Origin of the sequence: Streptomyces sp. NPDC006624, assembly GCF_040611555.1 — a bacterium.
GTDB lineage: Bacteria > Actinomycetota > Actinomycetes > Streptomycetales > Streptomycetaceae > Streptomyces.
Map to the genome: position 1 here is coordinate 78,348 of NZ_JBEXOM010000004.1, position 26,193 is coordinate 104,540.

Consider the following 26,193-nt stretch of genomic DNA (forward strand, 5'->3'; position numbering starts at 1 on the left):
GCGCTCACGCCTCCCACACCGCGGCCACCGTCCGGTCGTCCGCGTACCCCTTGACCCGCACCTGGGAGTCGGCGAGGAACGCGGCGAGGCCGGGCGGTTCGGGCCCGGACCACCGGTCGGCGAGGTGCTCGCCCAGTTCGGGTTCGCCGCGCAGCGGGTCGGCGAGGCCGCCGCTGCACAGCAGGAGCGTGTCACCCGGGCGGGCGATGGAGGTGCGGAAGCGGAAGGGTTCGCGGGGCGGCTCGGGGGCCGGTTCGTAGGGGCTGGGCGGGGTCGGGATGCCGAGGTCCATGGTGAGCCGGTCGCCCCCGGGCGTCTCGGACGGCGGCGACCCGAAGCCCACGACCGCTTCGCCCTTGACCTCGGTGACCCGCGGCTCGATGTCCTGCCACTCCCCCTCCCGCAGCCGGAACAGCCCGCCCGGTCCGACGCCGAAGAACACCCGGGTACGGCACGCGGGGTCGCCCGGCAGCAGCAGGCAGCGCAGGCTCGCCGCGTACTCCTCCGGATCGACGCCCTGTTCGGCGGCGCTGGCGCGGAGCTTGCCGAGGCTGCGGTCGGTGAGGCGGTGCAGCCCCGACTTGAGGTCACCGCGCCGGCCGCCTCGTATGTCCTCCACCAGCCGCGCGTGGCTGCGGCCCACGGCCCGCCCGATCCAGTGGCAGGCCTCGGCGGCGGCCCGGTGCGCCCCCGGCGCGGCCCGGGCCCCGGTCGCCATCGCCACGAGCAGCAGCGCGCGCTCCCCGGTGCCGAACCGTGCGGTGAGCAGCGCGTCCCGCCGGGGCTCCCCGCGGTACCGCGCGGAGTCCCCCCGCACGGACGCGGCCCGCAGCGTGCAGGCTCCGTGCCGCGCCCCGTCGAGCACGGTGTCCGGGACGAGATCGTCCAGCGCCTCCGGGTCGGCGGCCGGCAGCGCGGTGGGTTCGGCGTCGTAGGTGGGCGGCCGGGACCCGACGTGGGCCCGGGCCCCGGGGGCGGGCGCGAGCGGTTCTACGCGGGGTCCCGGGTCGCCGTCGCCGTCGTCATCGCCGTCGACATCGTCACCGGGGCCGGGGGTGAAGGGGTGCGGCGGTGCGGGGAACGGCGTGGCGGAGAGGGCGGTGGAGGTGGGTGAGGCGGGGGGCGGGGTGGCTGGAGGGGGTGGGGCGGGCGCGGGTGAGGCGGATGGCGGGGCGGCTGCAGGCGGTGGGGCGGGCACGGGTGAGGCAGATGGCGGGGTGGCCGGAGGCGGTGGGGCGGGAGCGGGTGAGGACGGTGGCGGTGAGGACCGTGGCGGGTCGGCGGGGATCGGTGGGTTGTCGTGGCTCCGGGACGCCGGTGACCGGACGGCCGGGTCCGGTGCGGCGGACGGTGGATCGGCCGGGGCCGGCGGGTTGCCGGGAGCCCGGGACGCCGGCGGGTGGACGGCCGGACCCGGTGCGGCGGGCGGCTCGTCGGCCGGGGCCGGAGGCGGGGGCGGGGGCGCGGTCCACGGCCGGCCGGCGGCCGGTGACGTGGGCCGCGCGTCGGCCGGTGCCCGGGGTGCGGGTGGCGGATCGGCGGGGGCCGCGGGCGGAGGCGCGGTGCGGGGGTCGACGGGAGCGGAGGGCTCGTCGGCGGCTGCCGGGGGCGCGGGGTTCCAGGGCCGGTCCGTCGCGGTGGCCGCGGTGTCCCGCGGGCCGTGCGACCCGGGAGGGTCCGTGGCCGGGGGCGGCGGCACGGGTGGCCGCGCGGCGGCCGGGAGGGGGACGGGCCCGGGAGGCCGGACCGGCGGCGGCTCCCAGGGGGCGCGGCGCGGGGCGTCCGGTACGTCGTCGGCTCCGGCCCGGGGCGCGGGGACCACCGGCTGCGAAGGGCCCGGCCGCCGGTCGGGACCCGCGCCCGCCGAACCGGACGCGGACCGCTGATCCCGCACTCCGTCCGAACCCTCCTCCGGCACACCCACCGTCCCCGCCGCCGAGGCGAAGCGGTCGTCCAGGGAATCGGGGGCCGGTGCGGGGCCCGTGTCGCCGGTGGAGTCGTCGTACAACTGCCCCCACCAGTCGTCCTCGTGACCGGTGGGCCTTCCCCCCTGCTGGCTCATGCCCGTAATTGTCCACCGCACGGGCCGGTTGAAAACGGGGCTTGTGGAAAAACCGGCCCCCGCCCCGCCACGAACCGCGCCTCGGGTGAGGGAGGGAACGGCCGTGCGATTCACGGGCCGTACCGGCGACCCCGCCACGCTGACCTGGGGGTCTCACGCACGGCTACGGCCCTGACCTGCGCCTTCTCCGGTGTTCCGGCAGTCTGGTCAGATGGGAGTGTGGGACCTCCTGCTGGTCGGGCTGGTCATCCTGCTCGGACTGTGCGGAGTGCTGCTGCCCGCGGTGCCCGGGTCATGGCTGGTGTGGGCCGCGGTCCTGTGGTGGGCCCTGAAGGACCCGCAGCCCGTCGCCTGGTGGGTCCTGGTGGGCGCCACCGTCCTGCTGCTCGTCTCGCAGGCCGTGCGCTGGGCGCTGCCGCCGCGCCGGCTGCGCGCGGACGGCACCAACCACCGCATGCTGTTCTACGCCGGTGCCGCGTCCACCGCCGGTTTCGTCCTGCTCCCCGTACTCGGCGCGATCCCCGGTTTTCTGGCCGGTATCTACCTCTTCGAACGGCACCGCCTGGGCCGCCGCGCCGGGGCGGCGGCCGCCGTGCGCACCGTGATGCGCTCGGGCGGCTCCAGCGTCCTGGCCGAGCTGTTCACCTGCCAGCTGATAGCCGCGGCCTGGGTGGGCGCGGTGTTCTGGGGCTGACCCCGGTCCCGGCGTCCGGCCCGGACCCGATCCCTTCAGGCGGGCAGCACCCCCTCGTGCGTCAGCAGCCGCACCTTGCGGTCCAGCCCGCCCGCGTACCCCGTCAGAGCGCCGCCCGCCCCGATCACCCGATGGCACGGCCGGACCACCAGCAGCGGGTTCGCCCCGATCGCCCCGCCGACGGCCCGTACGGCCGCCCGGGGCGCCCCGATCCGCGCGGCGATCTCCCCGTACGTCACGGTCGAGCCGAAGGGGATGTCGTCGAGCGCGGCCCACACCCTCTTCCGGAACGCGGTGCCCTCGGCGTGCCACCGCAGCCGGAACTCCTTCAGGTCCCCGGCGAAGTACGCCTGCAGCTGCTCCTGAGCCGCGCGGAAGGGCCCGGGGTCCCGCCGCCAGTCGTCCAGCGGCGCGCGCCCGCCCTTCTGCCCGGGCACGGACAGCGAGGTCAGCGCTCCCGTGGGGGCGGCGGTCAGGAGCAGCGGCCCGAGCGGGGAGCTGACACTGGTCCAGTAGGTCGGGTCGGTCATCAAATCTCCCACTCCCCCGCTGCGCGCAGGTGGTTCAGGGCGTACGAGCGCCAGGGGCGCCAGCTGTCGGGGACGTCGGGGCCGGGCGGGGCCACGTCCGGGTCGCCGAGGGCGCGGGTGCGGATCTCGGCGACGGTACGGGCGTCGAGCCCGGGCACGGCCCGCAGGGCGTCCTGGGCGTCGTCCCGGTCGGCGCCCGGGTCCAGGCGCACGGCCCGGTCGGCCAGGGCGGCGGTGAGCGCGCCGAGGGTGCCGCCGGGTTCGGCCCCGGCGAGGACGGACGGCTCGGGGAAGAGGTGGGTGAGGCTGCCGCAGGGGGCGTCCAGGGCCTTGCCGTACCGGCGTACCAGCCGCTCCGCCTCCACGGGCCCGGCCAGTGCGCGCACGGCGAGTTCCTCCGGGTCCGCGGTGCCCGGCGAGCGCAGGCCGGGCCGGGCGGCGACCAGGGGCGCGAGCCGGGGGTCGGCGCCGAGGCGCTCGTCGACGGCGTACGGGTCGGCGTCGAGGTCGAACAGCCGCCGCAGCCGCTGCACGGCGGTGGTCAGGTCGCGGAGGTCGGTGAGGTGCAGCCGGGCGTCGAGCCAGCCGCCCGGGTGGGCGCCGAGCCCGGTGCGGGCGGTGCCGGGGCGTTCGTGGACGGCGGCGATGCCGGTGCCGTAGGGCAGGCGGAGCGTGCGCCGGTACGTGCGCCCTCCGGGCGGGCCGTTCACCTCCTCGACGCCGGGCACGGCCTCGCGTTCCAGCAGGTCGAAGACGGGTCCGGCCTGGTAGGGGCCGCGGTGGGCGAGCCGGAGCGGGATGCCGGCGTCCGGGGTGGGGGTGCGCCGGGCCCGGCCGCCCTTCGGCGCGGCGGCGGCACGCAGCTCGCTCGGGGTCGCCGCGTAGACGGCCCGGATCGTGTCGTTGAACTGCCGCACGCTGGCGAAGCCCGAGGCGAACGCGATCTCGGTGATGGGCAGCCCGGTCGTCTGCACGAGCACGCGCGCGGTGTGGGCCCGCTGGGCCCGTGCGAGGGCGACCGGTCCGGCGCCGAGCTCGGCGGTGAGCTGGCGCTGCACCTGCCGTGCGCTGTAACCGAGGCGGACGGCGAGCCCGGCGACGCCCTCCCGGTCGACCACGCCGTCGGAGATCAGCCGTACGGCGCGGGCCACCACGTCGGCGCGGACGTTCCACTCGGCGGAGCCCGGCACGGCGTCCGGACGGCACCGCCGGCAGGCCCGGAAACCGGAGCCCTGCGCGGCGGCGGCCGTGGCGAAGAACCGCACGTTGGCCCGCTTCGGGGTGACCGCGGGGCAGCTCGGCCGGCAGTAGATCCCGGTCGTCTCGACGGCGAAGAAGAACACCCCGTCGAACCGTGCGTCACGACTGCGCACGGCCTCGTACCTGGTGTCCTCGTCGGTTCTCTCCTCCATCACGACTCCAGTCTCGGCTGCCGCGCCGGTCCCCGCTGGCGGAAATCGGACACGGCATTCGGAGGCGTGAGGGCAGGATGCGTGGCGGGTGGGCCGGCGGGGCCGGTGCGCTCCGTCCCGGCCCCCCGGTCCCGCGCCATCCGCGCCATCCGCGCTATCCGCGCTATCCGCGCCAGTGCGCCCCCCGCTTCGCCTCCATCGCCGCCTTGCCGATCGCTCCCTTCCGCTTCCAGTCCTTGCGGATCTCCGCGCGCAGGCGCGCGTCGGTCTTGGCGACGATGCGCTGGTTCTCCCGCAGGAGCTTGCGGTAACTGTGCAGCCGCCGTTCCGGCAGTTCGCCGTCCTCGACGGCGGCCAGGACCGCGCAGCCCGGCTCGGCCTCGTGGGCGCAGTCGTGGAAGCGGCAGCGCCCGGCCAGTTCCTCGATCTCGGAGAAGACCTGCCCGACGCCGGTCTCGGCGTCCCACAGGCCCACGCCCCGCAGCCCCGGCGTGTCGATGAGGACGCCCCCGCCGGGCAGGAGGAGCAGGTTGCGGGTCGTCGTGGTGTGGCGGCCCTTGCCGTCGACGTCCCGGGTGGCCTGGACGGCCATGGCGTCCTCGCCGAGCAGTGCGTTGGCGAGAGTGGACTTGCCCGCGCCGGACTGGCCGAGCAGCACGGTCGTACCGCCGCCGACGGTCGCCGCGACGACGTCGAGTCCCTCCCCGTCGTGGGAGCTGACCGGCAGCACCGGCACGCCGGGCGCGCTGGTCTCCACGTCCTGGACGAGGTGGGCGCGGGTCACGGCGTCGGGCACGAGGTCGGCCTTGGTCAGGACGACGACGGGCTGCGCGCCGGACTCCCAGGCGAGCGCGACGAACCGCTCGATGCGGCCGAGGTCGAGTTCGACGGCGAGGGAGACGGCGACGACGGCGTGGTCGACGTTGGCCGCGAGGATCTGTCCCTCGGACCGCTTGGAGGAGGTGGAGCGGACGAAGGCGGTGCGGCGCGGCAGGTACGCGCGGACGTAGCGCGGGTTGCCGCCGGGTTCGACGGCGACCCAGTCACCGGTGCAGACGACCCGCATCGGGTCGTGCGGGGTGACGAACGCGGTGTCGGCGCGCAGCACTCCGCCGGCGGTGGCGACGTCGCACTGCCCGCGGTCCACCCGGACGACGCGTCCGGGCAGCAGTCCTTCGCCGGCGTAGGGGGTGAACGCGTCCGCCCACGCGTCGTCCCAGCCGTAGGGGGCGAGCGCGGAGAAGACGGAGGAGGCAGAGCTGGTGGAAGACAAGGGTGACCCTTTCCAAGGTCGGCCCCGGCGCGACAGTCGGTCGGATCAGCCGGCGGCCATGGAGGTGGACGTGATGATCTGGATGCGCGCAGCGCTCGTCGCGGTGACAGCCATCGGTCGACACCTCCTCGTCCTTCTCGTCTTCTGTGCTTCTGCAGCGTTCAGCTTTCGGCTTTCGGCTTTCGGCTTTCGGCTGTGAGCTTCTGTGCCCTGCTCTTCGCAGAACGCCGTAACGGTATCCCGTCACGGCGGAGCCGCGTCAACTGCTTTTCGCGCAGGCGCGTCCGTTCAGCTCGAAGTCGTACGGCGGCGTGTTCCTGCCCCGCCAGGAGGCGAGGAAGCCGAACGACAGGTCACCGCCCGCGGCGACGGACTTGTTGTAGTCGGCGGCGGTGGCGGTGACGCGGGAGCCGTCCTGGGAGACGGAGGCGTCCCACATCTGGCCGACCTGCTGGCCGTCCCGGAAGGACCACGACACGCGCCAGGAGTCGAGGGGTTCGGCGGTGGTCACGGTGACGGCGGCCTGGAAGCCGTCGGGCCACTGGTTGACCAGGTCGTACTCGACGCGGCAGGACGGGTCCTTGCTCTCCTCCGGCTCGGTCCGGTCCTCGGTGGGCGAGGACGTGCCCTGCGGTTCGGTGTGCCGGTTCTCGCCCCCGGACTCGCCGGGCTTGCCGGTCTTGCCGGGCTCCTTCGTGCCCTCGGAGGCGTGGCCGGCCGGCTTCGAGGTGGCGGGCGGCAGGGAAGGGGCGTCCGGCAGCGAGGGGCCGGGGTCGGCGACCGGCTGGCGGTCGGCGTCGCCGCGCGCCTCGAATCCGTCGCCGGAGCCGCCGGAGGGCAGCAGGGTGACGCCGAGTGCCAGCACGGAGACCAGGACCGCGGCGACGAGCAGTCCGTTGCGGGCGACGCGCGTCTTCTGTGCCCCGGCCTCCGGGTCGTCGGCCGTCCCGCCCGCCGAGCCGGGCCGGCCGGCGCCGAGCCGTACCTCGGCCGCGCGGCGGCGCCGCTCCAGGTAGGCGAGCCCGCCCCAGCCGATCACGCCGCCGGCCAGCGCGCCCGGCAGTCCTCCGCCGTGCAGACGCAGGCAGGCGGCGGCCTCGGCGCACTGCACGCAGGTGGCGAGGTGCCGGGAGAGGTCGCCGGGGGCGTCGGCGTCGGCCGCGCGGGTGACGGCGTCCAGCAGCCGTGCGTAGCTGCGGCACTGCGCGTCCATCGGCGTGTCGAGGTGGTTGCGGTGGCAGCGGTCCCGGAACAGGGTGCGCACCTGCTGGAGTTCCTCGCCGGCGGAGGCCGGGTCGAGGCCCAGGCGGCGGGCGACCAGCGACAGCGGCAGCGCCTCCACCTCGGCCAGCCACAGCAGTTCCGCGTCCGCCTGCTGCAGGTCGCGCAGGCCGCGCAGCGCGAGCGGGCGCTGCAGGGGCGGTCCGGTGTAGCGTGCGGCCTTGTCCGAGTTGAGCCACAGCCGCAGATCGGGGTCGAGTTTGTGGCCCTGCCCCTCCTCCTCCCAGGCGGCGGCCGTGGTGCGTACGGCGGTCAGCAGCAGGGGGATGCGCGGCAGCCGGGCGGGGCGGCGGCCGGTGCCGCGGACCGGGCCGGCTTCGGCGGCGCGGACCTCGCGCATGCCGTGTGCGAACGCCTCGCGGCCCAGCTGTGCGGCGGCGGTGGAGCCGGACGTGCACAGGTCGGCGTAGGCGAGGACCGCGTCCCAGCACTCGGAGAACAGCGCGGCCTCGGTGGCGTCCTGAGGTGTCGGCAGGTCGGGCATGAGTCTCCTGCATCCACAAGCGAGGTCAACTCACCACGTCATCAATGGAGTTGGGGGAACCTCGGGGCAGGGGACGAGCTTTTCACGCTTCTGACACAACTGACAAGCGGCGTATTCAAATTCCGGGCTCCGGGCGCGCGGCCGGACCAAGGCCGTCCGGCCGCGCACCGGTCCCGCTGCCTGGTCCCGCCCGCGCTGCTCCCGGCCGGCTCCGGGAGGTGATACGTACGGCAGGCCCGTTCGTCTCGATCGACGGCAGGCCCGTTCGTCTCGATCGGACGAGCGCGGGATCCGGACGGGCGCGTGACCCGGTCGACCGGGCGCGTGACCCGGTCGACCGGGCGCGGGGTCCGGTCGACCGGGCGCGGGGTCCGGTCGACCGGGCCGGGTCAGGTCTCGGCGGGTTCGCGGGTCAGATCTCGACGGGTTCGCGGGTCAGACCTCGACGGGTTCGTCCGCCGGGAGGCTGTCCATGAAGGAGCTGACGGAGAAGACCGCGTTGCCGGCGCCGGGCGGGCCGTAGCCGGGGGGCGAGGAGAGGCCGAAGTCCTCCATCGTCTGCCGGTACGCCTGGAGCAGGCGGATGTGGTACTCCAGAGGCGCGCCCTGCGGGTTGGCCTTGCCGAGCGGGGTCGTGGGCTCCGGGCACCAGGTGGTGAAGCGGGGCGTGATGCCGTGCGACATGAAGAAGCGCAGGCCCTCGGTGGTGGAGTCGATGGCCTCGTCGACCGTCTTGAAGCCGAAGGGCTCGGCCATCTCCACGCCCGCCACGAAGTTGGGGATGACGTTGCGTGCGCCGAAGACCTCGGCGGAGTCCAGGATGCGCTTGTGCCACTCGTCACGGCCGACGTACCGCTCCTTGCCGGGGCAGTACATCTTGAACAGGTACTCGTCCCACACCTCGTAGTTGGGGTGGTAGATCTGCACGCCGTAGTCCTTGAAGCGCTGCACGTCGTCGCGCGGCAGCGCCTGGGCGACGACCTTGCCGATCCAGCGGCCGGGGAAGCGCTCCTCGATGGCCTTGGCGTAGTGGCCGTAGAAGTCGGCCTCGTCGCGGCCGGAGACCGTCTTGGTGATGGCGCCGCCGGTGAGGGTGTAGGCGGTGGAGGTCTTCGCGGTGTCGTAGCGGTCGATGATCTCCAGGGCCTCCAGCACCTCCTCGACGTCCTTCACACCCGTGTACGGACGGCCGGCGGCCTTGTGCTGGCGCCAGTTGTGGTTGATGTCGCAGTACTGGCACTCCTCCTTGGCGCCGAAGTACTGGCAGACCCGGAAGACGGTCAGGTAGATCAGGTAGCCCCACTGGATGGTCGGGGCGACCTCCATGACCGACTTCCCGTTGGAGAGGGTGTGCCGGTAGTACTCGGGCATCGGCGGCACGCCGACGTCGGAGATCCGCCTGCCGTCGAGGTAGAGGCCGAGCACGCCGTCCTCGTTCGCGGCGACGCGGTACGGCGAGGAGGGGTTCACCCGGACCGAGACGACCGTACGGCGCAGGTCGTACGGGCCGCCGGTGAGGATGATCTCCTCGGGCGGGCGGCGCAGCGCGGCCTCGCCGAGCTCGGGCAGGGTGCCGTGGTCGAAGGAGAAGATGAAGTAGGACTTCGGCTTGACCTCACCGCCCTCGTTGTCGCTGAGCGCGGACGCGTCGAAGGCGACGCCGCCCCGGAGCAGGTCCTCCTTGAAGACCGCTTCCCGCGGAACGTGCGGGAAGCGCTCCATCAGATCCTCGACCAGCGCGGTTCGGCTGCCCATCCCGTGTCTCCTCCCGGTTCGGACGTACGACTCCTCACGGTATGCCCATGGCTGCGCGTGCCCGGTACCGGGTCCCCCCGGGACGGTCCCGGAGCAGCCGGCCTGCCGTTCCGGCCTGCCGCGCCCGGGCCGTCAGGCCACGCGGTCCAGGTCCGCCAGATCGACCGCGTGGGCCAGCTCCGCGCCGGTGACCAGGCGCTCCGCCTCCTGTGCGACGGCCAGTCCGAGCCGGGCCAGCTCGTTGCCCTGGGAGCCGGCGAGGTGCGGGGTGACGAAGGCGCCGGGCAGGTCGTACAGGGGCGAGTCGGCGGGGAGCGGCTCGGGGTCGGTGACGTCGAGGATCGCGGTGAGGCGCCCGGTGCGCAGTTCCGCCACGAGGGCGTCGTGGTCGATGAGGGAGCCTCGCGCGGTGTTGATCAGGACCGCGCCGTCGGGCATCAGGGCCAGCTCGCGGCGGCCGATCATGCGGTGGGTGCGGGGGGTCTCGGGGGCGTGCACGGTGACGATGCCGGAGGTGCGCAGCAGCTCGTCCAGCGGCAGCAGCGGGACGCCCAGCGCGGCGGCCTCCCGCTCGTCGACATAGGGGTCCGTGAGGACGGGGCGCAGGTCGAAGGGGCGGAGCAGTTCCAGGACGCGGCGGCCGATGCGGGAGGCTCCGACGACGCCGACGCGGCGGCCGTGGTTGCCGATGCCGGGGACGAGACCCCAGCCGGCGGAGGTGCGGGTGGTGCGCAGGCGCTCGCGGGCGGCGAGGACGTCCTTCCCGGCGAGCAGGATCATGGCGAGGGTGTACTCGGCGACGGGCAGCGCGTTGGCGGCCGCCGCCGAGGAGACGGCGATCTTCCGCTCGCGCAGGGCGGGCGTGACGAAGGACTTGACCGAGCCGGCCGAGTGCAGCACCGCGCGCAGCCGGGGGGCCGCGTCGAGGACCGCATCGTCGAGCCGGGGGCAGCCCCATCCGGTGACCAGGATCTCGGTGCGGGCGAGCACCTCGCGGACGCCGGGGCTCGTGAGGTCGTGCGCCACGAGGCCGGGGTCGATGTCCACCGACTCCCGCAGCCGGGCGAGCACCTCGGGCGGGAAGACCTGCGGCACGTGCTCGGCGGCCAGGGCGAACAGTGCCTGGGGACGCTGGCTCAAGGCGGTGACCTTCCGGCTCGGCGGCCCCGCCCGGCCCTTCCGGGCAACCGCGCAGAAACCGCTCTCTACGAGGGCCCACGGTATGCCGGGACGGGCGGCGACGGCAACGGACACGCGGCCGGGGTAGGTTCCGGCAAGGGCTTTTACGGCTCCCGCTGCCTCGGGGAAGGACGACGCGATGAACGGCACCGTGACCAACTGGGCGGGCAACGTCACGTACGCGGCCAAGGAACTGCACCGGCCGGGCTCGCTCGGCGCGTTGCGGGCGCTCGTCGCGGACAGCGACCGGGTGCGGGTGCTGGGCAGCGGGCACTCCTTCAACGAGATCGCCGAGCCGGGCCCTGCGGGCGTCCTGCTGTCGCTGGCCGGTCTGCCCGAGGAGGTGGACGTCGACACGGCTGCCCGTACGGTCCGGGTCGGCGGCGGCGTGCGCTACGCGGAGCTGGCCCGCCGGGTGCACGGGCACGGACTCGCGCTGCCCAACATGGCGTCCCTGCCGCACATCTCGGTGGCCGGGTCGGTCGCGACCGGCACCCACGGCTCGGGGGTGCTCAACGGGCCGCTGTCGGTGTCGGTGCGCGAGGTGGAGCTGGTCACGGCGGACGGTGCGACGGTGACCGTGGGGCGGGACGAGGAGCGGTTCGGCGGGGCCGTCACCTCGCTGGGCGCGCTCGGCGTCGTCACCGCGCTCACCCTCGACCTGGAGCCGGCCTACGAGGTCGAGCAGCACGTCTTCACCGAACTGCCCCTCGAAGGGCTGGACACCGGGACGTTCGAGACGGTGATGGCTACGGCGTACAGCGTCAGCCTGTTCACGGACTGGCGGGAGCCGGGCTTTCGCCAGGTGTGGCTGAAGCGGCGCACCGACCAGCCGCTGCCCGCCTTCCCCTGGGCCGCCGAGGCCAGGGAGAAGATGCACCCGGTGCCGGGCATGCCGGCGGTCAACTGCACCGAGCAGTTCGGAGTGCCGGGCCCCTGGCACGAGCGACTGCCGCACTTCCGGGCGGAGTTCGTGCCGAGCAGCGGGGTGGAACTGCAGTCGGAGTACCTGCTGCCGCGCGGGCACGCCGTGGGCATGCTGCGGGCGCTGGACGCGATCCGGGAGACGATCGCCCCGGTGCTGCAGACCTGCGAGGTGCGCACCGTCGCCGGTGACGACCAGTGGCTGAGCCCCTGCCACGGCCGGGACACGGTGGCGGCGCACTTCACCTGGATCGAGGACACGGCGGCGGTGCTGCCGGTGGTGCGGCGCGTGGAGGAGGCGCTGGCCCCGTTCGAGGCCCGGCCGCACTGGGGGAAGGTGTTCACCGTGCCCGGGTCCGCGCTGCGCGGGCTGTATCCGCGGCTGGGGGACTTCAGGGCGCTGACGCGCGAACTGGACCCGACGGGGAAGTTCGCCAACACCTTCGTGCGGGACGTCGTGGGGGAGGCGTAGAGCGCGGGCGGGGCTGCGGGAGCGGACCGCGGGAACGAGACCACGGGAACGGCCCACGGAAGCGGACGGCTTCGGGTGACCGCCGGGGCGAGCCGGCGGTCACCGCGTGCCGGCGGTCACGTTGAGCCTGTGGCCACGGCGAGCCTGTGGTCACGGCGAGCCATCGGCCGGTCAGTCCCGGCGCCCGCCCGCCCGGTCGCGTCGCGTCACGGCATCCGGCCGGTCGCGTCACGGCATCCGCCCCGTCAGGTCGCCGCGTGCGGCCGGGGGCCGGGGCCCGGGGTCGTCGCGCGGTCGGCCTCGTCCTGGGCGAGCAGGGACAGCAGGGACGCCACGGTCAGACCGGCCTCGGCCGGGTGCCGCAGCACCTTGGCGGGGTCGATCCGGTACGTGTTGGAGCGCCCCTCCCGGGTGTGGGAGAGGTATCCGTCCTGCTCCAGGTCCGCGATGATCTTCTGCACGGCGCGTTCGGTGAGCCGGCAGTGGGCCGCGATGTCCCGGATGCGGGCGCTGTGGTTGTCGGCGATGGCCGCCAGCACGCGTGCGTGGTTGGTGAGGAACGTCCATCCGGTGTGTGGCTCGGGCACTCCATCCATGCCTCCACTTTAACGACCTGGAATTCATGCACGCAGAAACACGTACTGCGTTTCACGTATCGGTTGACGTATGTGGGGTAGAGACGCACAGTTGATGCGGGGACAGAGCGAACAGACAGGGAGAACAGAGCCATGCCTGAGTCTGCGTACGCGCGGTCTCACACCCAGCAGGGCGCCGCACCCACGGCGAGCGACGGTGCGCGGAGGGCGGTCCCGCCCTGCATGGCGACCCTGGACGTCACCGCGGACGGCGACCGCGTGGGCGTGACGGTGCGGGGCGAACTGGACCTCGGCAGCCGGCAGCTCCTGCCCTGCCTCTACGACGCCCTCGCGCTGTCCGGCGGCGGGATCGACCTGTACCTGGACGCGGTCGGGTTCTGCGACTGCTCCGGCGTCAACATGCTGCTGGACCTGCGCGGCCGCGCCCTCGACCAGGGCAAGACGGTCGTGATCCGCTCGGTCGGCCGGGCGGTGGAGCGCCTGCTCGACCTGACGGGCACGCGGGAGCTGTTCGCGGAGCCGGGCGTGACCGTCCCGGCGGGCGCCGCGCACGGGGGCACGCTGCCGGGCCGGGCGCGGCGGCGGCTCGCGGTGGCGGCCTCCGGCACGGACGCCGCCCGGCCGGAGGCGGCGAGGCGTCCCGTGAGCGGAGCGGTCGCCGAGCGGGGCTGAGCCGGGGCGCCGGACGTGCCCCGGAACCGGCGGACTCCGTCCCGTGAGGCATGATGAGCGGACGCCTCCCGGCCACCACCGGCCGCTACCGGCGGCGCACTTTATAAAGCCCCTTTCCTAACCCCTTGTCGAAAGTCCCCGGCAGCCCATAGCCTTGCGCCGCGCCGGTGCCGACGTCGACCCGGCCCGAGCCGGTCTGGGAAGGGATGGGCACCCCGGTGAAGCGCACATCACGCGACATCCGCACCGCGAACCGCTACGAGGTGCTGCGCCAGATCATCGCGGAGTCACCCACCTCCCGGCAGGAGCTGGCGGCCGCCACGGGCCTCAGCCTCGCCACGGTCGCCACCCTCGTCGGTGAGCTGCTCGATCTGCGCATGATCACGGAGGTCGGGTTCGAGGACTCGGCCGGCGGCCGCCCCCGGGGGCTGGTCGCGGTCAACGCCTCGGGCGGCGCGCTGATCGGCGTCGACATCGCCGAGACCTACGTCCACGTCGAGCTGTTCGACCTGGGGCTGAACGTCCTGGCCCGCGCCGAGGAGGACGTCCGGGCCGGCGAGAGCCTGCCCGGGCAGGTGGTCGCCCACGTGGCCACCGCCGTCGGCTCGGTGGTCGCCCAGGCCGGGATCGAGGGCGCCCGGGTGCTCGGGGTCGGGGTGAGCGTCCCGGGGCAGGTCGACCGGGCCACCGGCATCTCCGAGTACGCGCCCAACTGGGACTGGCACGAGGTGCCGCTGCTCGACCTGCTCACCGAGCACATCGCCTATCCGCTGTACCTGGACAACCCGCTGCGCGCCAGCGCGGTGGCCGAGCTGTGGTTCGGGGCGGCACGCGGCGCCCGGAACGCCGTGGTGGTCAACCTCGGGACCGGGGTGGGCGCGGGGCTCGTCCTGGGCGGCGGGCTGCACCGCGGCGTCAGCAACAGCGCCGGCGAGTGGGGACACACCACGATGGTGCTGGACGGGCGGCCGTGCCGCTGCGGCAACCAGGGCTGCGTGGAGGCGTACGTCGGCGCGCGCGGCATCATGACGAACCTGCGCGAACTCGCCCCGGACAGCCCGCTGCTGCACCCCGAGGACCAGACCGCGACCATCGACGCGCTGGCCCGCGGGGTCGCCGAGGGCGACCCGGTGGCGTGCCGGACGGTCCACGAGACCGCCCGCTACCTGGGCGCCGGGGTCGCCGACCTGGTGAACCTGTTCAACCCCGAGATCGTCGTGCTGAGCAGCTGGGTCGCCCTGGCCCTGGGCGAGCCGCTGCTGCGCGAGGTGCGCGAGGCGGTGGCCCGGCACGCGCTGCCGCGGCCGCTGGCCGCCACGGAGATCGTCCTCTCCCCGATCCCCACCGACCCGGTGTGCCTCGGGGCGGCCACGTTCGCGCTGGAGGGCGCGCTCCGGACCGTCGGGCAGAAGAACGGCAAGCGCGCGTCCCCCGGCGCCTCCCCCGGCGCTTCCCCCGTGCGGACGCGCACCGCGACGCCACCGGCGTAGCTGCGGGAGCGGCACCTTCCCGCGCCCCGGGCGTTCGACATCGCGAACCGGAGACAACGCTTCGAACCGACTTCGTCCAACCCCTTGCCGAAGCCTTAGCAGAAGCTCTAGCGTCCCGCACCGCACCTCCCTTTGAGCCAACAGCCACCGAGCCGTGAGCCGTCAGGCAGTGAGCCGCAGAGCCGCAGCCGCACTCGAGACAAGGACGTCAGCATGTCGGCATCGAGCAACAGCACCTGGGACCGCCGAACCGTACTGCGCGCCGCGATGGGCCTGGCCGCCGCCGGCGGACTGGCCGCGTGCGGCAGCAACACCGGACGGGGCGGCGGGTCCGGGTCGGGCGAGAACCTGGTCCAGTACTTCCACGCCTACGGCGAGGCCGGCGTCGAGCAGGCCGTCAAGAAGTACGCCAAGGCCTACAAGGACGCCAACGTGACCACGCGGTGGATCACCGGCAACAACTTCGAGCAGAAGCTGTTCGCCGCGCTCCTCACCGACAACGCGCCGGACGTCTTCGAGTTCCACCCGCAGATCCAGCTCATCAAGAGCGGTCAGGTCGCCGACCTGACCGACATCATCGAGCCGGTCAAGAGCGACTTCAACCAGGCCGACATCACGTCGCACACGGTCGACGGCAAGATATACGGCGTCCGGATGATCGACGACCCGCAGTTCTTCTTCTACCGCCCCTCGATGTTCGAGAAGGCGGGGGTCGAGGTGCCGACGACGCTGGAGGAGCTCGTCGAGGCCGCCGCCAAGCTCAGGACCAGCAAGGTCAAGGGCGCCTACCTCGGCAACGACCTCACGCCCGTGCAGCACAACCTGATCTGGTCGGCCGGCGCGGACACCCTCACCGCCGACAACCAGCCCGCCTTCAACACCGACGCGGTCGCCGACGGCCTCAAGCAGCTGCGCTCCCTGTTCACCAGCGGGGACCTGCTGCTCGGCGCCCCCGCCGACTGGTGGGACCCGTCGGCCTTCACCCAGGGCCTGACCGCGATCCAGTGGTGCGGCATGTGGGCCATGCCGGCCATGCAGCAGGCGCTCGGCGACGACATCGGCGTCTTCCCCTTCCCGAAGGTCGGTTCGGCGGGCAAGGAATCCGTCTACAACGGCGGCTGGTCGATGTTCGTCAACGCCAAGGGCAAGAACGTCGAGGCGGCCAAGGAATACGTCAAGTGGCTGTGGATCGACCAGAAGCAGTACCAGGAGGACTTCGCCACCTCCTACGGCTTCCACATCCCGCCGCGCACCTCCCTCGCCGAGTCCGCGGACAAGCTGAAGTCCGGTCTGCCCGCCGAAGGCGTCAAGCTCTTCAACGAGTTCGGCCACTTCGACAACATCGGCTGGACGCAGGCCATGATCGCCGCGTTCAACGACGTGATGGCCAACGCCGTCCGCAAGAACGGCGACCCGAAGGCGCAGCTCGCGGCCTGCGAGAAGAAGGTCGGCGCCGAGCTCAAGAAGCTCTTCGGATAAGCCGCCGGACGGATCGCGACATGTCGACCACCACCACACGCGGCCTCGCCCGGCCCGCCCCGGCCGAGGCCTCCGGGCACCGGCCGCGGCGCAGCCTGCGGGCGAGCAGCACCTTCAACTTCTGGCTGTTCACCGGGCCGTTCCTGATCGGCCTGGTCGTCTTCGTCTTCGTGCCGATCGGCTGGAGCGTCTGGCTCAGCTTCTTCGAGGCGCGCTTCACCGTCACACCGAGCGAGTTCGTCGGCCTCGCCAACTACCGGCAGGTCCTGACGGACGAGGACTTCCTCAACTCCCTGGTCACCTTCACGGTGTTCGCCGCGTTCATCGTGCCCGCCACCTGGGCCCTGTCGCTCGGCCTGGCGCTGCTGGTGAACCGGCTGCGGTTCATGCGGGCGTTCTTCCGGTCGGTGTTCTTCCTGCCGACCGCGGTGAGCTACGTCGCCGCCTCGCTGATCTGGAAGATGTCCCTGTTCAACGGGGTGCGCTTCGGTCTGGCCAACACCGTGCTGAGCTGGTTCGGCGTGGACAACATCGCCTGGCTGGCGAGCCCGGACCCGCCCTGGTACTGGCTGGTCATCGTGACCGTGCGCCTGTGGCTCCAGTCGGGCTTCTTCATGATCCTGTTCCTCGCGGCGCTGCAGAACATCCCGCGGGAGCTGTACGAGGCCGCCGCCATCGACGGCGCCAAGCCCGGCTGGCAGACCTTCCGGTACATCACGCTGCCGCAGCTGCGGGCCACCTCCACCGCGGTGATCCTGCTCCTGCTGATCGCCGCCTACCAGGCCTTCGACGAGTTCTTCAACCTGCTGAGCAAGGCCACCTGGGGCCAGCCCCCGCTGGTCGAGCTGTACAAGATGGCCCTCGGCGAGAACCAGAACTACGGCGCGGGCAGCGCGGGCGCGGTCGTCCTGACCCTGCTCATCTGCGTCGTCACCCTGCTCCAGGGCAGGATCATGGGCTTCGGAAGGGGTGAGGAGTCCAAGTGACCACCACAGCACCCGACATCAGGAAGACCGCCGAACCGGGCGAGGTCAGGCGTGGCGGCGTCATGGGCAACACCGGCCTGTACCTCGCGACCGGCGTCGCCGCCGTCCTGTTCCTGATCCCCTTCTACCTGATCGTCCGCAACGCGTTCATGACGGACCCGGAGATCACGGGCGAGGAGTGGAAGTGGTTCCCCACCACCGTGCAGTGGGGCAACATCACCGAGCCGTTCGACGACGTCACCGTCGACTTCGCCCGGTCCCTGTGGAACTCGGTGGTCGTCGCCGTCCTGCACACCGCCGGCATCCTGCTGGTCTGCTCGCTCGCCGGGTACGGCCTGGCCCGGATCCCCTACAAGCACGCCGACAAGGTCTTCTACGCCGTCCTGGTCACCCTGATGGTGCCCACGGCGGTCACCTTCGTGCCGAGCTTCGTGCTGGTGTCGTCCCTCGGCTGGGTCGACAGTTACCGGGGACTCATCATCCCGGGCCTCTTCAGTGGTTTCACGTGCTTCCTCTTCCGGCAGTACTTCCTGGGGTTCCCCAAGGAGCTGGAGGAGGCGGCACGCGTGGACGGGCTCGGCTACTGGGGCGCGTACTGGCGCGTCGTCGTGCCGAACTCGCTGAACTTCTTCGCCGCCATCGCCACGATCACCTTCATCAACGGCTGGAACGCCTTCCTGTGGCCCCTGGTCATCGGACAGGACCCGAGCGCCTGGACCGTCCAGGTGGCGCTGTCGTCGTACATGACGAACCAGACCGTCAACTACCACCTGATCTTCATGGCCACCGCCATATCCATCCTGCCCCTGGTGTTCGTCTTCCTCTTCCTCCAGCGCTGGCTGGTGCAGGGGATCGCGCAGACCGGCATCAAGGGCTGAGCTAGGAGACCGATGTCTTTCCGCACCCCCGCCGACTACGTCGAGGACGTCTCCCCGGGCCGCGGGGCCCTGCCGCCCCGCGCCTGGTACGCGTCCTCGGACGCCCGGTCCCTGTCGCTGAACGGCACCTGGCGCTTCCGGCTGTCGGCGACCGCCGACGCCGAGGACGACTCGTTCGCCGAGGAGGGACACGACGCCGGGACCTGGGCCGAGGTCACGGTCCCCGGGCACTGGGTCCTCCAGGGCGACGGCGCGTTCGGCTCCCCGATCTACACCAACCACCTCTACCCCTTCCCGGTGGACCCGCCGCACGTGCCGACGGAGAACCCGACCGGTGACCATCTGCGCCTCTTCGACCTGCCGCACGACTGGCCGGCGGACGGCTCGGCGGTGCTGCGCTTCGACGGCGTCGAGTCCTGCGCCCGCGTCTGGCTGAACGGCACGGAGCTGGGCGAGTTCAAGGGCTCCCGGCTGCCGCACGAGTTCGCCGTCGGGCACCTGCTGAAGCCCGGCGGCAACGTGCTGGCCGTGCGCGTGCACCAGTGGTCGGCGGGGTCGTACCTGGAGGACCAGGACCAGTGGTGGCTGCCGGGCATCTTCCGTGACGTGACGCTGCTGCACCGCCCGGCGGGCGGCGTCGGCGACTTCTTCGTGCACGCCTCGTACGACCACACCACCGGCGAGGGCACCCTGCGCGTCGACTCCGACGTCGACGGGCGGGTGACCGTCCCGGCCCTGGACATCGACGTCGCCACCGGCGAGCCGGTGACGGTCGCCGTCGAGCCGTGGACCGCCGAGACGCCGAAGCTGTACGACGGGGTGCTGGCCACCGAGGGCGAGCGGGTGCCGCTGCGCATCGGTTTCCGGACGGTCGTGCTGGAGGACGGGCTGGTCAAGGTCAACGGCCGGGCGGTGCTGTTCAAGGGCGTCAACCGGCACGAGTGGCACCCGGAGAAGGGCCGCGCCCTGGACCTGGAGACCATGCGCGAGGACGTGCTGCTGATGAAGCGGCACAACCTCAACGCCGTGCGCACCTCGCACTACCCGCCGCACCCGGCCTTCCTCGACCTGTGCGACGAGTACGGGCTGTGGGTCATCGACGAGTGCGACCTGGAGACGCACGGCTTCACCGAGCAGGACTGGCGGGACAACCCGGTCGACGACGACCGCTGGACCCCGGCCCTGCTGGACCGTGCCGCGCGGATGGTCGAACGGGACAAGAACCACCCGTCGGTCGTGTTCTGGTCCCTGGGCAACGAGGCCGGCACGGGCCGCGGCCTCACCGCCATGGCCGAGTGGATCCGCGCCCGCGACCCCGAGCGGCTGGTGCACTACGAGGGCGACTGGAACTGCCGCGACACCGACGTCTACTCGCGGATGTACGCCTTCCACGACGAGGTCGAGAAGATCGGCCGCAACCTCGACGGGGGCACGCACAAGCGCCGCGAACTGCCCTTCATCCAGTGCGAGTACGCGCACGCCATGGGCAACGGCCCGGGCGGGCTGGCCGACTACCAGGAGCTGTTCGAGAGGTACGACCGGCTCCAGGGCGGATTCGTCTGGGAGTGGATCGACCACGGCGTGCGGCACCCCGAGCTGGGCTACGCCTACGGCGGCGACTTCGGCGAGGAGCTGCACGACGGCAACTTCGTCTGCGACGGGCTGGTCTTCCCGGACCGTACGCCGTCGCCGGGCCTGGTGGAGTACAAGAAGGTCATCGAGCCCGTCCTGATCGAGGGCGACGGGACCGACGGCACGGTGCGCATCACCAACAAGCACGACTTCGCGGACCTGTCCGCGCTGGCCTTCGAATGGTCCTGCCAGGTGGACGGCGAGACCGTCGAGGCGGGTGCGCTCGCGGTGCCGGCACTCGCGCCGGGCGAGAGCGCCGAGCTGAAGCTGCCGGAGCCGCCCGCGGACGGCCGGGGCGGCGAGCGGCAGTGGACGGTGCGGGCGCTGCTCGCGGACGACACGCCCTGGGCCGCGAAGGACCACGAGGTGGCCTGGGGGCAGTTCGCCGTCGGCGCGCGCCCGCTGCCGGTGCTCCCCGCCTCGGACCGGCCCGTGCGCGACGGGGACCGGATCACGCTCGGCCCGGCCGCCTTCGACGCCCGGACCGGGGCGCTGCTCTCGGTCGGCGCGGTGGAGGTCGGCGCGGCACCGCGGCTGGACGTGTGGCGGGCGACGACCGACAACGACGACGGCGCCGAGTGGCAGAGCGACACCCGCTACGGCGTGCTGTGGCGCACGCTCGGCCTGCACCGCATGCGGCACCGCCTGGTCGCGGTCGAGGCGGGCGAGGACGCGCTGACGGTGCGCACCCGGGTGGCGCCCGCCGCCCGGGAGGTCGGCCTGGACACGGTGTACCGCTGGACGTCCGACGGCGAGCGGCTGCGGCTGACGGTGTCCGTGACGCCGGAGGGCGACTGGACGCTGCCGCTGCCCCGGCTCGGGGTGCGCCTGGGCCTGGCGGAGGCCGACGCGGTGGAGTGGTTCGGTGGCGGTCCCGGCGAGGCGTACCCGGACACCGCGAAGGCGTCCCGGGTGGGCCGCTGGCGGTCCTCGGTGGACCGGCTGCAGACGCCGTACGTGCGTCCGCAGGAGAACGGCGCCCGGGCCGACGTCCGCTGGGTGGAGATCGGCGGGCTGCGCGTCGAGGGCGATCCGGAGTTCTGGTTCACGGCGCGGCGCTGGACGACCGAGCAGCTGGACGCGGCGACGCACCGCAGCGACCTGGTGCCCGGCGACACGGTCTGGGTCAACCTCGACCACGGGCAGCACGGTATCGGCTCGCAGTCCTGCGGCCCGGGGCCGCTGCCGCAGTACTTCCTGAGGGCCGAGCCGGCGGAGTTCTCGTTCGTGTTCTCGGCCGCCGGGTGAGGACGCGCGCTCTCCGGGGCCGTCCGGACCGTCCGGGCTCTCCGGGTCCGTCCGGACCGTCCAGGCCCTCCGGGGCCGTCCGGACCGTCCGGGCTCTCCGAGGGCGCGCGGGCCGGGGAGACGGAGCCCGGGGCGGCGCACGGGCGTGAGCGGCCGACGGTCGCGCCCTGCGCCCGGCCCAATGGGGCCTATCGGCCCTAGCGTGCTCCCTCGGTGACGCGGTGTGCTCGGATCATGTCCGAGCACACCCCCGGCAGGTCCACTCCGCCCCCCGCGCCGCGCCCGGCCGCCCGGGCCGGCGGCGGGCCCGCCGTCGTGACCCTGCGCGGTGAGATCGACCTGCTCACGGCACCGGAGCTCCGGTCGCGCCTCGACTCGCTGACCGCCGTGCCCTGCCCCGACCTGGTGCTGGACCTGCGCCCGGTGTCCTTCATCGACTGCGCGGGGCTGGGGGTGCTGTGCCGGGCGCGCAACCGGGTGCTGGCCCGGAAGGGGCGGCTGCGCCTGGTCACCGACAGCGCCTGTGTCCGGCGCACCCTTCGGGGCGCCGGACTGGCGGGGGTCTTCGAGGTCCTCGCGCGCCCGCCCGCCGAAGCGTCCGCCGGGCAGGCCCTCACCGCCTCGGCGTCCCGGCCCGTTGGGTGACCCGCCCGGGTGGGTGCCCCGGCCGGGTGGGTGACCCTCACGCGTGTCCGGCCGTCACGCCCGGTCCGGCGAGCCGCCGCGGGCCACACGCGCCCGGCCCCTGCCGTGGAGTCATCCCGGCCCCGCGCCGGTGATCCGGCGGCCGCCTCACTCCGGCAGCCGGCGCATCTCCACCACCCGCAGCCCGAACGACTGGAGGCGGGCCAGCAGCCCGTACAGGTGCGCCTCGTCCACGACGGGGCCGTAGAGGACCGTCCGACCGGACATCACCACGTGTTCCAGCTCGGGAAAGGCCCTGGTCAGGGTCTTCGACATCAGCCCGTCGACGCGGATCTCGTAGCGCATGGCGTTCTCCTGCGGGCGGCCTGCGGGGGTCGGCTCCGTCTCCTCCCCTGCGATGCTCCGCCCTCGCGCGCCCCGGGGACTCACCCCGTACAGGTGATCCGGCGTTCCGGCGGCCCGGAGGCCGCCTCAGCCCTTGTCCCGGTGGGCCCTGATGGGGGTGAGCAGGACGGTCGCGGCGAGCAGGACGCAGGCCGTGCCGGCCGCCAGGGCGACCGGGGCCGTGCCCCGGCGTTCCGCGGCCCAGGTGAGGACGGCCGCGCCGGCGGGGGCCGCCGCGTACTGCAGGGTCCAGAACGCGGCGGTCACACGGCCCAGGAGCGGCTCGGGGGTGACCTCCTGCCGCAGGGACATCGAGCAGGTGCCCGCCATGCCCGCGCAGGCCAGGAAGGCGGCGCTGAGGGCCGCGACGGCGGGGACGTCACGGGCCCAGCCGAGACCGGCGAAGGCGAGGCCGCACACCGCGACCGAGCCGGTCCAGGTCGGGCCGAAGCCGAGGCGGCGGCGGATCCGGGCCACCAGCAGCGCTCCGGTGATGGTGCCGAGCGCGCCGACCGCCAGGACGGTGCCGACCGTGCCGTCGTCGTGGCCGAGGTCGTGCTTGAGGTGGTAGATGACCAGGTCGTGCAGGCCGAGGGTGAGGAAGCTGAACCCGCACAGCAGGACGGTGACGTAGCCGACCGCGAACAGCATGCCGACGGCCTCGCACAGCGGCAGCACCGCGTACAGCAGCCAGATGTGCGCGCCGGACAGCCACACCAGCGGGATCAGCCCGTACAGCACCATGCGGACCAGGTCGCAGGCGATGAGCAGCCGGCGCCGGTCCACGCGGTCCACCACCGCCCCGGCGAACACGGCCGCCACGACCGACGCCGCCCCGCCCACCGCGGTCAGCAGACCCATCCGCGCGACCGAGCCCGTGGCCTGGAGGACCAGCAGCGGCAGGGCGATCAGCGCGAAGGAGTCGCCGAGCACGGAGAGGGTCTGCGCGGCCCAGAAGACCCCGAAGTCGCGCTGCCGCCACAGGGGCCGGCCGGGCCGTGAGCCGCCGCCGTCGCCGTCCGAGGGGGTCCCACCGTCCGGTCCGTCCTCGCGTCGCGCCGCCTCGTGCGTCCTAACCGCCTCCCCCGACGTCCCGCCCGTCACGCCTTCCTCCACTGTTTCCCGAACTCCCCTTGTGCTCAACGGGTTTGACCTCGAACCTGAACGTTGCTCATGTTTCCCGCGCCCCCACCGACCGGAGACTCCCCCGCCATGAGACGACTCCTCGGCACCCTCACCGCCGCCGCCTTGACCCTCACCGGACTCACCGCCGCCTCCGGGACGCCCGCGGCGGCGGCCACGACCGGCTCGTTCAGCGTGCTGACGTACAACATCGCCGGGCTTCCGCTCGGCCTGGGCGACAGCGACCCGGAGACGAACACCCCGCTGATCGGCGCGCGGCTCGGGCCGTACGACATCGTGAACGTGCAGGAGGACTTCAACTACCACGCGGCGCTCTACGCCCACGACACGCACCCGTACCGCACGGCGACCAGCGGCGGCGCGGGCTTCGGCGACGGCCTCAACACCCTCTCGGACCATCCCTTCGAGGACTTCGAGCGGGTGCGGTGGAACGACTGCACCGGCACCAACTGCCTGACCCCGAAGGGCTTCTCGCTCGCCCGGGTCCGGCTGGCCGAGGGCGTCTACGTCGACCTGTACAACGTCCACACCAACGCCGACGCGACGGACGACGCGCTGGCGGCCCGCCGGGCCAACATCGAGCAGCTCTCCGACTTCATCCAGGCGAACTCCTCGGGCAACGCGGTGATCGTCATGGGCGACACGAACACGCGCTACACCCGCGCCGGCGACAACATCCGCACCCTGCTGTCGGAGAACGGCCTGACGGACGCGTGGGTGCGGCTGGTCAGGGGCGGCACACCGCCGGCCCAGGGCGGCGACGCGCTGGTCTGCGACGCGGCGGCGCCGGCGGACGACTGCGAGGTGGTCGACAAGGTCCTCTACCGGGGCAGCGAACTCGTGGACCTCACCGCCACGCGGTACGCCAACGACTGGGCGTCCTTCCTCCGCTCCGACGGCAAGCACCTCTCCGACCACTTCCCGCACGCGGTCGGCTTCTCCTACACCCTCGACTCCGCGCTGCGCGCCGGCGACTTCTTCGGCGGCCCGCACGGCACGGCGTTCAACGACGCCGACGACCTCCCGGCGACCCCGGCCCCGCGCACCCTCACGCTGCGCGGCGACGCCCGCCTGGACGCCGTGTCCCTCACGCACGACGGCGGTACGGTCCTCACCCACGGCGGCACGGGCGGCACGGCGAGGTCCCTGACCCTGGCGTCCGGTGAGCACCTGACGTCGGTGCGGCTGACGCAGGGCCGGAAGGACGGCCGGACACGGATCTTCTCGGCGTCCTTCGCCACGGACCGGGGCCGCACCCTGTCCGCCGGTACCGCCACGTCCGACGCGAAGACCTTCACGGCCCCCGCGGGCTGGCAGATCGTGGGCTTCACGGGCCGGGCGGGCGAGGAGATCGACAAGCTGGGAGTGCTGTACGCGCCCGTCCGCTGACCGGGCCCGGCACCTCGGCCGCCGGTCCCGGCACGAGAGGTCTCGGCGGAGGCCCCCGGGTACGCACCGCAGGCTACGATCGCACCGCCCGAGCCCTGTCGGAACGTCCGCCCCCTGTCGGAACCGTCCGAGCCCCGTCGGAGAGGTAGGCCCGTCCGTCCATGCCCAGAGCCGGCCTCAGCCCCGAGCGCCTCGTCGCGGCGGCAGCCGACCTCGCCGACGAGGCCGGCTACGAACACGTGACCCTGTCCGCACTGGCGCGGCGCTTCGGGGTGAAGGACGCCAGCCTGTACTCGCACGTCCGCAGCCTCGCGGATCTGCGGACGCGCATGGCCCTGCTGGCGGGCGGCGAGCTGGTCGACCGGATCGCGGCGGCGGTCGCGGGCCGGACCGGCCGGGACGCGCTCGCCGCCTTCGCCGGCGCCTACCGGGCCTACGCCCTGGAACACCCCGGCCGGTACGCGGCGGCCCAGATCCCCCTCGACCAGGCCCTGGTCACCGACTCCCCCGTCCTGCGCCGCACCGCCGAGGTCACCTACGGCATGCTCCGCGCCTACGGCCTGGAGGAGCCCGACCTCACCGACGCCGTACGCCTGCTGCGCAGCACCTTCCACGGGTACTGCGCTCTGGAGTCCACCGGCGCCTTCGGCGCACCCCGCGACGCGCAGGAGTCCTGGGACAAGTCGATCGACGCCCTGCACGTCCTGCTCCTCAACTGGCCCCGCGAGGGCAGGACTCCCGGCGGCTGAACATCACCGGGCCCGCTCGCCTGCCCGCTTCGGCGCCCCGTCCGTGGACGGCAGCAGTCCCGCCACGTCGGCGTAGGACGGTGCCGGGCCCGTCGGTGTGCGGCCCGCCCTGATGTCCGCGGCCGCTTCCAGGGCCGCGCCCAGGGCCCGCCGGTACAGCAGGGAGCCGAGGCTGACGCGACGCGCGCCGGCGTCGGCGAGGTGGGCGACGGGTGGGCCGGTGGGCGTGTAGAGGACGTTGAGGGGGACGTCCAGGCGGCGCACCAGGGCGGCGATCCGGTGCGGGTCGGTCAGCCCGGGCACGAACACGCCGTCGGCGCCCGCCTGTTGGTAGGCGTCGAGACGCGAGAGGGTGTCCGCGCTGTCGCCGTCGCCGAGCCAGTGCGTGTCGGTGCGGGCGTTGACGAAGAGCGCGGGGACGGCACGCTTCACCGCGGCGATCTTCGCGGCGAGCCGGGCGGCGGGCCCGAGTCCGTCCTCCAGGTTGATGCCGACGGCTCCGGCGGCGTACAGCTCCCGGGCGAACTCCGCCACCTCGTCCGGGTCCTCGCTGAAGCCGCCCTCGGCGTCGACGGAGAGCAGCAGCGGCGCCGAGCCGAGGGCGAGGGCCAGCCGCAGTGTCTCCTCGCGCGTGGCCGCCGCCGCGTCGGGCAGCCCGGCGACCGCCGACACGCCCAGGCTGGTCGTCGCGACCGCCCGGAACCCCTGTCCCGCGAGGGCCAGGGCCGACGCGCAGTCCCAGGCGTTGGGCAGCAGCAGCGGCTCCTCGGCGTGGTGGAGCGCGGCGAAGGCGGTGACGGGCGGGGTCGGCCCGGGGTTCGCGGTCATGGCGCCAC

General features: G+C 73.6%; 23 protein-coding genes. 12 read left to right on the top strand and 11 right to left on the bottom strand.

Features of this window, described 5'->3' with window-relative positions; all coding sequences use genetic code 11:
• Positions 1 to 4: 4 nt before the first annotated feature.
• Positions 5 to 2,062, bottom strand: a complete 2,058-nt coding sequence (locus ABZY20_RS09305) for a protein phosphatase 2C domain-containing protein (RefSeq protein WP_356438875.1) — start codon at positions 2,060 to 2,062, stop codon at positions 5 to 7.
• Between the two features lie 211 nt (positions 2,063 to 2,273).
• Between ABZY20_RS09305 and ABZY20_RS09310 the strand changes: the two genes are divergently transcribed.
• Entirely contained in the window at positions 2,274 to 2,756 is a 483-nt protein-coding gene (locus tag ABZY20_RS09310; protein ID WP_356438877.1) for a DUF456 domain-containing protein, read from the top strand.
• A gap of 35 nt (positions 2,757 to 2,791) precedes the next feature.
• Here ABZY20_RS09310 and ABZY20_RS09315 read toward each other — a convergent pair whose 3' ends face one another.
• The 3 genes from ABZY20_RS09315 to rsgA form a co-directional block, all read right to left on the bottom strand.
• Entirely contained in the window at positions 2,792 to 3,286 is a 495-nt protein-coding gene (locus ABZY20_RS09315) for a methylated-DNA--[protein]-cysteine S-methyltransferase (protein ID WP_356438880.1), read from the bottom strand.
• Positions 3,286 to 4,698: an AlkA N-terminal domain-containing protein gene (locus ABZY20_RS09320; protein ID WP_356438883.1), complete on the bottom strand. Its 1,413-nt coding sequence runs from the start codon at positions 4,696 to 4,698 to the stop codon at positions 3,286 to 3,288. The genes ABZY20_RS09315 and ABZY20_RS09320 overlap by 1 nt, the downstream gene beginning before the upstream one ends.
• A gap of 163 nt (positions 4,699 to 4,861) precedes the next feature.
• Positions 4,862 to 5,971, bottom strand: coding sequence for a ribosome small subunit-dependent GTPase A (rsgA, locus tag ABZY20_RS09325; RefSeq protein ID WP_356438886.1), 1,110 nt, complete (start codon positions 5,969 to 5,971; stop codon positions 4,862 to 4,864).
• Between rsgA and ABZY20_RS09330 the strand changes: the two genes are divergently transcribed.
• The gene (locus ABZY20_RS09330; RefSeq protein WP_356438888.1) at positions 5,961 to 6,170 is read left to right on the top strand and encodes a hypothetical protein; all 210 of its coding nucleotides are present in this window, start codon (positions 5,961 to 5,963) and stop codon (positions 6,168 to 6,170) included. The two genes, rsgA and ABZY20_RS09330, sit on opposite strands and share 11 nt — an antisense overlap.
• Positions 6,171 to 6,230: 60 nt before the next feature.
• On the opposite strand, the gene ABZY20_RS09335 is transcribed toward ABZY20_RS09330, so the two are convergent.
• The 3 genes from ABZY20_RS09335 to ABZY20_RS09345 all read right to left on the bottom strand — a co-directional run bounded on the left by ABZY20_RS09335 (position 6,231) and on the right by ABZY20_RS09345 (position 10,631).
• Positions 6,231 to 7,736: a cellulose-binding domain-containing protein gene (locus ABZY20_RS09335; RefSeq protein ID WP_356438890.1), complete on the bottom strand. Its 1,506-nt coding sequence runs from the start codon at positions 7,734 to 7,736 to the stop codon at positions 6,231 to 6,233.
• 435 nt (positions 7,737 to 8,171) lie between these two features.
• Positions 8,172 to 9,491, bottom strand: coding sequence for a radical SAM protein (locus ABZY20_RS09340; protein ID WP_356438893.1), 1,320 nt, complete (start codon positions 9,489 to 9,491; stop codon positions 8,172 to 8,174).
• 132 nt (positions 9,492 to 9,623) lie between these two features.
• Positions 9,624 to 10,631 (bottom strand): hydroxyacid dehydrogenase, encoded by a 1,008-nt coding sequence (locus ABZY20_RS09345; RefSeq protein WP_356438895.1) that lies wholly within the window; start codon positions 10,629 to 10,631, stop codon positions 9,624 to 9,626.
• Between the two features lie 178 nt (positions 10,632 to 10,809).
• On the opposite strand from ABZY20_RS09345, the gene ABZY20_RS09350 reads away from it, so the two are divergent.
• On the top strand, positions 10,810 to 12,066 hold the full coding sequence (locus tag ABZY20_RS09350) for an FAD-binding protein (protein WP_356438898.1): 1,257 nt from the start codon (positions 10,810 to 10,812) through the stop codon (positions 12,064 to 12,066).
• A 245-nt stretch (positions 12,067 to 12,311) separates the two neighbouring features.
• Here the strand turns inward: ABZY20_RS09350 and ABZY20_RS09355 are convergent, their stop codons facing one another.
• A complete protein-coding gene (locus tag ABZY20_RS09355; RefSeq protein ID WP_356438901.1) occupies positions 12,312 to 12,662 on the bottom strand; it encodes a helix-turn-helix domain-containing protein in 351 nt (116 codons plus the stop codon).
• A gap of 132 nt (positions 12,663 to 12,794) precedes the next feature.
• Between ABZY20_RS09355 and ABZY20_RS09360 the strand changes: the two genes are divergently transcribed.
• The 7 genes from ABZY20_RS09360 (at position 12,795) to ABZY20_RS09390 (ending at position 21,692) form a co-directional block, all read left to right on the top strand.
• Positions 12,795 to 13,334 (top strand): STAS domain-containing protein, encoded by a 540-nt coding sequence (locus ABZY20_RS09360; RefSeq protein ID WP_356438903.1) that lies wholly within the window; start codon positions 12,795 to 12,797, stop codon positions 13,332 to 13,334.
• A gap of 218 nt (positions 13,335 to 13,552) precedes the next feature.
• Positions 13,553 to 14,824, top strand: coding sequence for an ROK family transcriptional regulator (locus ABZY20_RS09365; protein WP_356438906.1), 1,272 nt, complete (start codon positions 13,553 to 13,555; stop codon positions 14,822 to 14,824).
• A 213-nt stretch (positions 14,825 to 15,037) separates the two neighbouring features.
• Positions 15,038 to 16,303: a sugar ABC transporter substrate-binding protein gene (locus tag ABZY20_RS09370; RefSeq protein WP_356438909.1), complete on the top strand. Its 1,266-nt coding sequence runs from the start codon at positions 15,038 to 15,040 to the stop codon at positions 16,301 to 16,303.
• A gap of 20 nt (positions 16,304 to 16,323) precedes the next feature.
• Positions 16,324 to 17,289 carry a sugar ABC transporter permease gene (locus tag ABZY20_RS09375; protein WP_356438912.1) on the top strand — a complete coding sequence of 322 codons (966 nt, stop codon included), beginning with the start codon at positions 16,324 to 16,326 and terminating at the stop codon, positions 17,287 to 17,289.
• The gene (locus ABZY20_RS09380) at positions 17,286 to 18,167 is read left to right on the top strand and encodes a carbohydrate ABC transporter permease (protein ID WP_356438914.1); all 882 of its coding nucleotides are present in this window, start codon (positions 17,286 to 17,288) and stop codon (positions 18,165 to 18,167) included. The genes ABZY20_RS09375 and ABZY20_RS09380 overlap by 4 nt, the downstream gene beginning before the upstream one ends.
• A 12-nt stretch (positions 18,168 to 18,179) precedes the next feature.
• On the top strand, positions 18,180 to 21,047 hold the full coding sequence (locus tag ABZY20_RS09385) for a glycoside hydrolase family 2 TIM barrel-domain containing protein (RefSeq protein WP_356438916.1): 2,868 nt from the start codon (positions 18,180 to 18,182) through the stop codon (positions 21,045 to 21,047).
• Between the two features lie 234 nt (positions 21,048 to 21,281).
• A complete protein-coding gene (locus ABZY20_RS09390; protein ID WP_356438919.1) occupies positions 21,282 to 21,692 on the top strand; it encodes an STAS domain-containing protein in 411 nt (136 codons plus the stop codon).
• 147 nt (positions 21,693 to 21,839) lie between these two features.
• Here the strand turns inward: ABZY20_RS09390 and ABZY20_RS09395 are convergent, their stop codons facing one another.
• Together ABZY20_RS09395 and ABZY20_RS09400 are read right to left on the bottom strand one after the other, a co-directional pair.
• On the bottom strand, positions 21,840 to 22,037 hold the full coding sequence (locus ABZY20_RS09395; RefSeq protein ID WP_356438922.1) for a hypothetical protein: 198 nt from the start codon (positions 22,035 to 22,037) through the stop codon (positions 21,840 to 21,842).
• Positions 22,038 to 22,163: 126 nt separating this feature from the next.
• Positions 22,164 to 23,060, bottom strand: coding sequence for an MFS transporter (locus tag ABZY20_RS09400; RefSeq protein ID WP_356439650.1), 897 nt, complete (start codon positions 23,058 to 23,060; stop codon positions 22,164 to 22,166).
• A gap of 228 nt (positions 23,061 to 23,288) precedes the next feature.
• Between ABZY20_RS09400 and ABZY20_RS09405 the strand changes: the two genes are divergently transcribed.
• Complete coding sequence (locus ABZY20_RS09405; protein WP_356438924.1) at positions 23,289 to 24,608, top strand: jacalin-like lectin; 1,320 nt, start codon at positions 23,289 to 23,291, stop codon at positions 24,606 to 24,608.
• Between the two features lie 161 nt (positions 24,609 to 24,769).
• Positions 24,770 to 25,357 carry a TetR-like C-terminal domain-containing protein gene (locus tag ABZY20_RS09410; RefSeq protein ID WP_356438927.1) on the top strand — a complete coding sequence of 196 codons (588 nt, stop codon included), beginning with the start codon at positions 24,770 to 24,772 and terminating at the stop codon, positions 25,355 to 25,357.
• A 3-nt stretch (positions 25,358 to 25,360) separates the two neighbouring features.
• Here ABZY20_RS09410 and ABZY20_RS09415 read toward each other — a convergent pair whose 3' ends face one another.
• Positions 25,361 to 26,185: an isocitrate lyase/phosphoenolpyruvate mutase family protein gene (locus ABZY20_RS09415; RefSeq protein WP_356438930.1), complete on the bottom strand. Its 825-nt coding sequence runs from the start codon at positions 26,183 to 26,185 to the stop codon at positions 25,361 to 25,363.
• Positions 26,186 to 26,193: the final 8 nt, after the last annotated feature.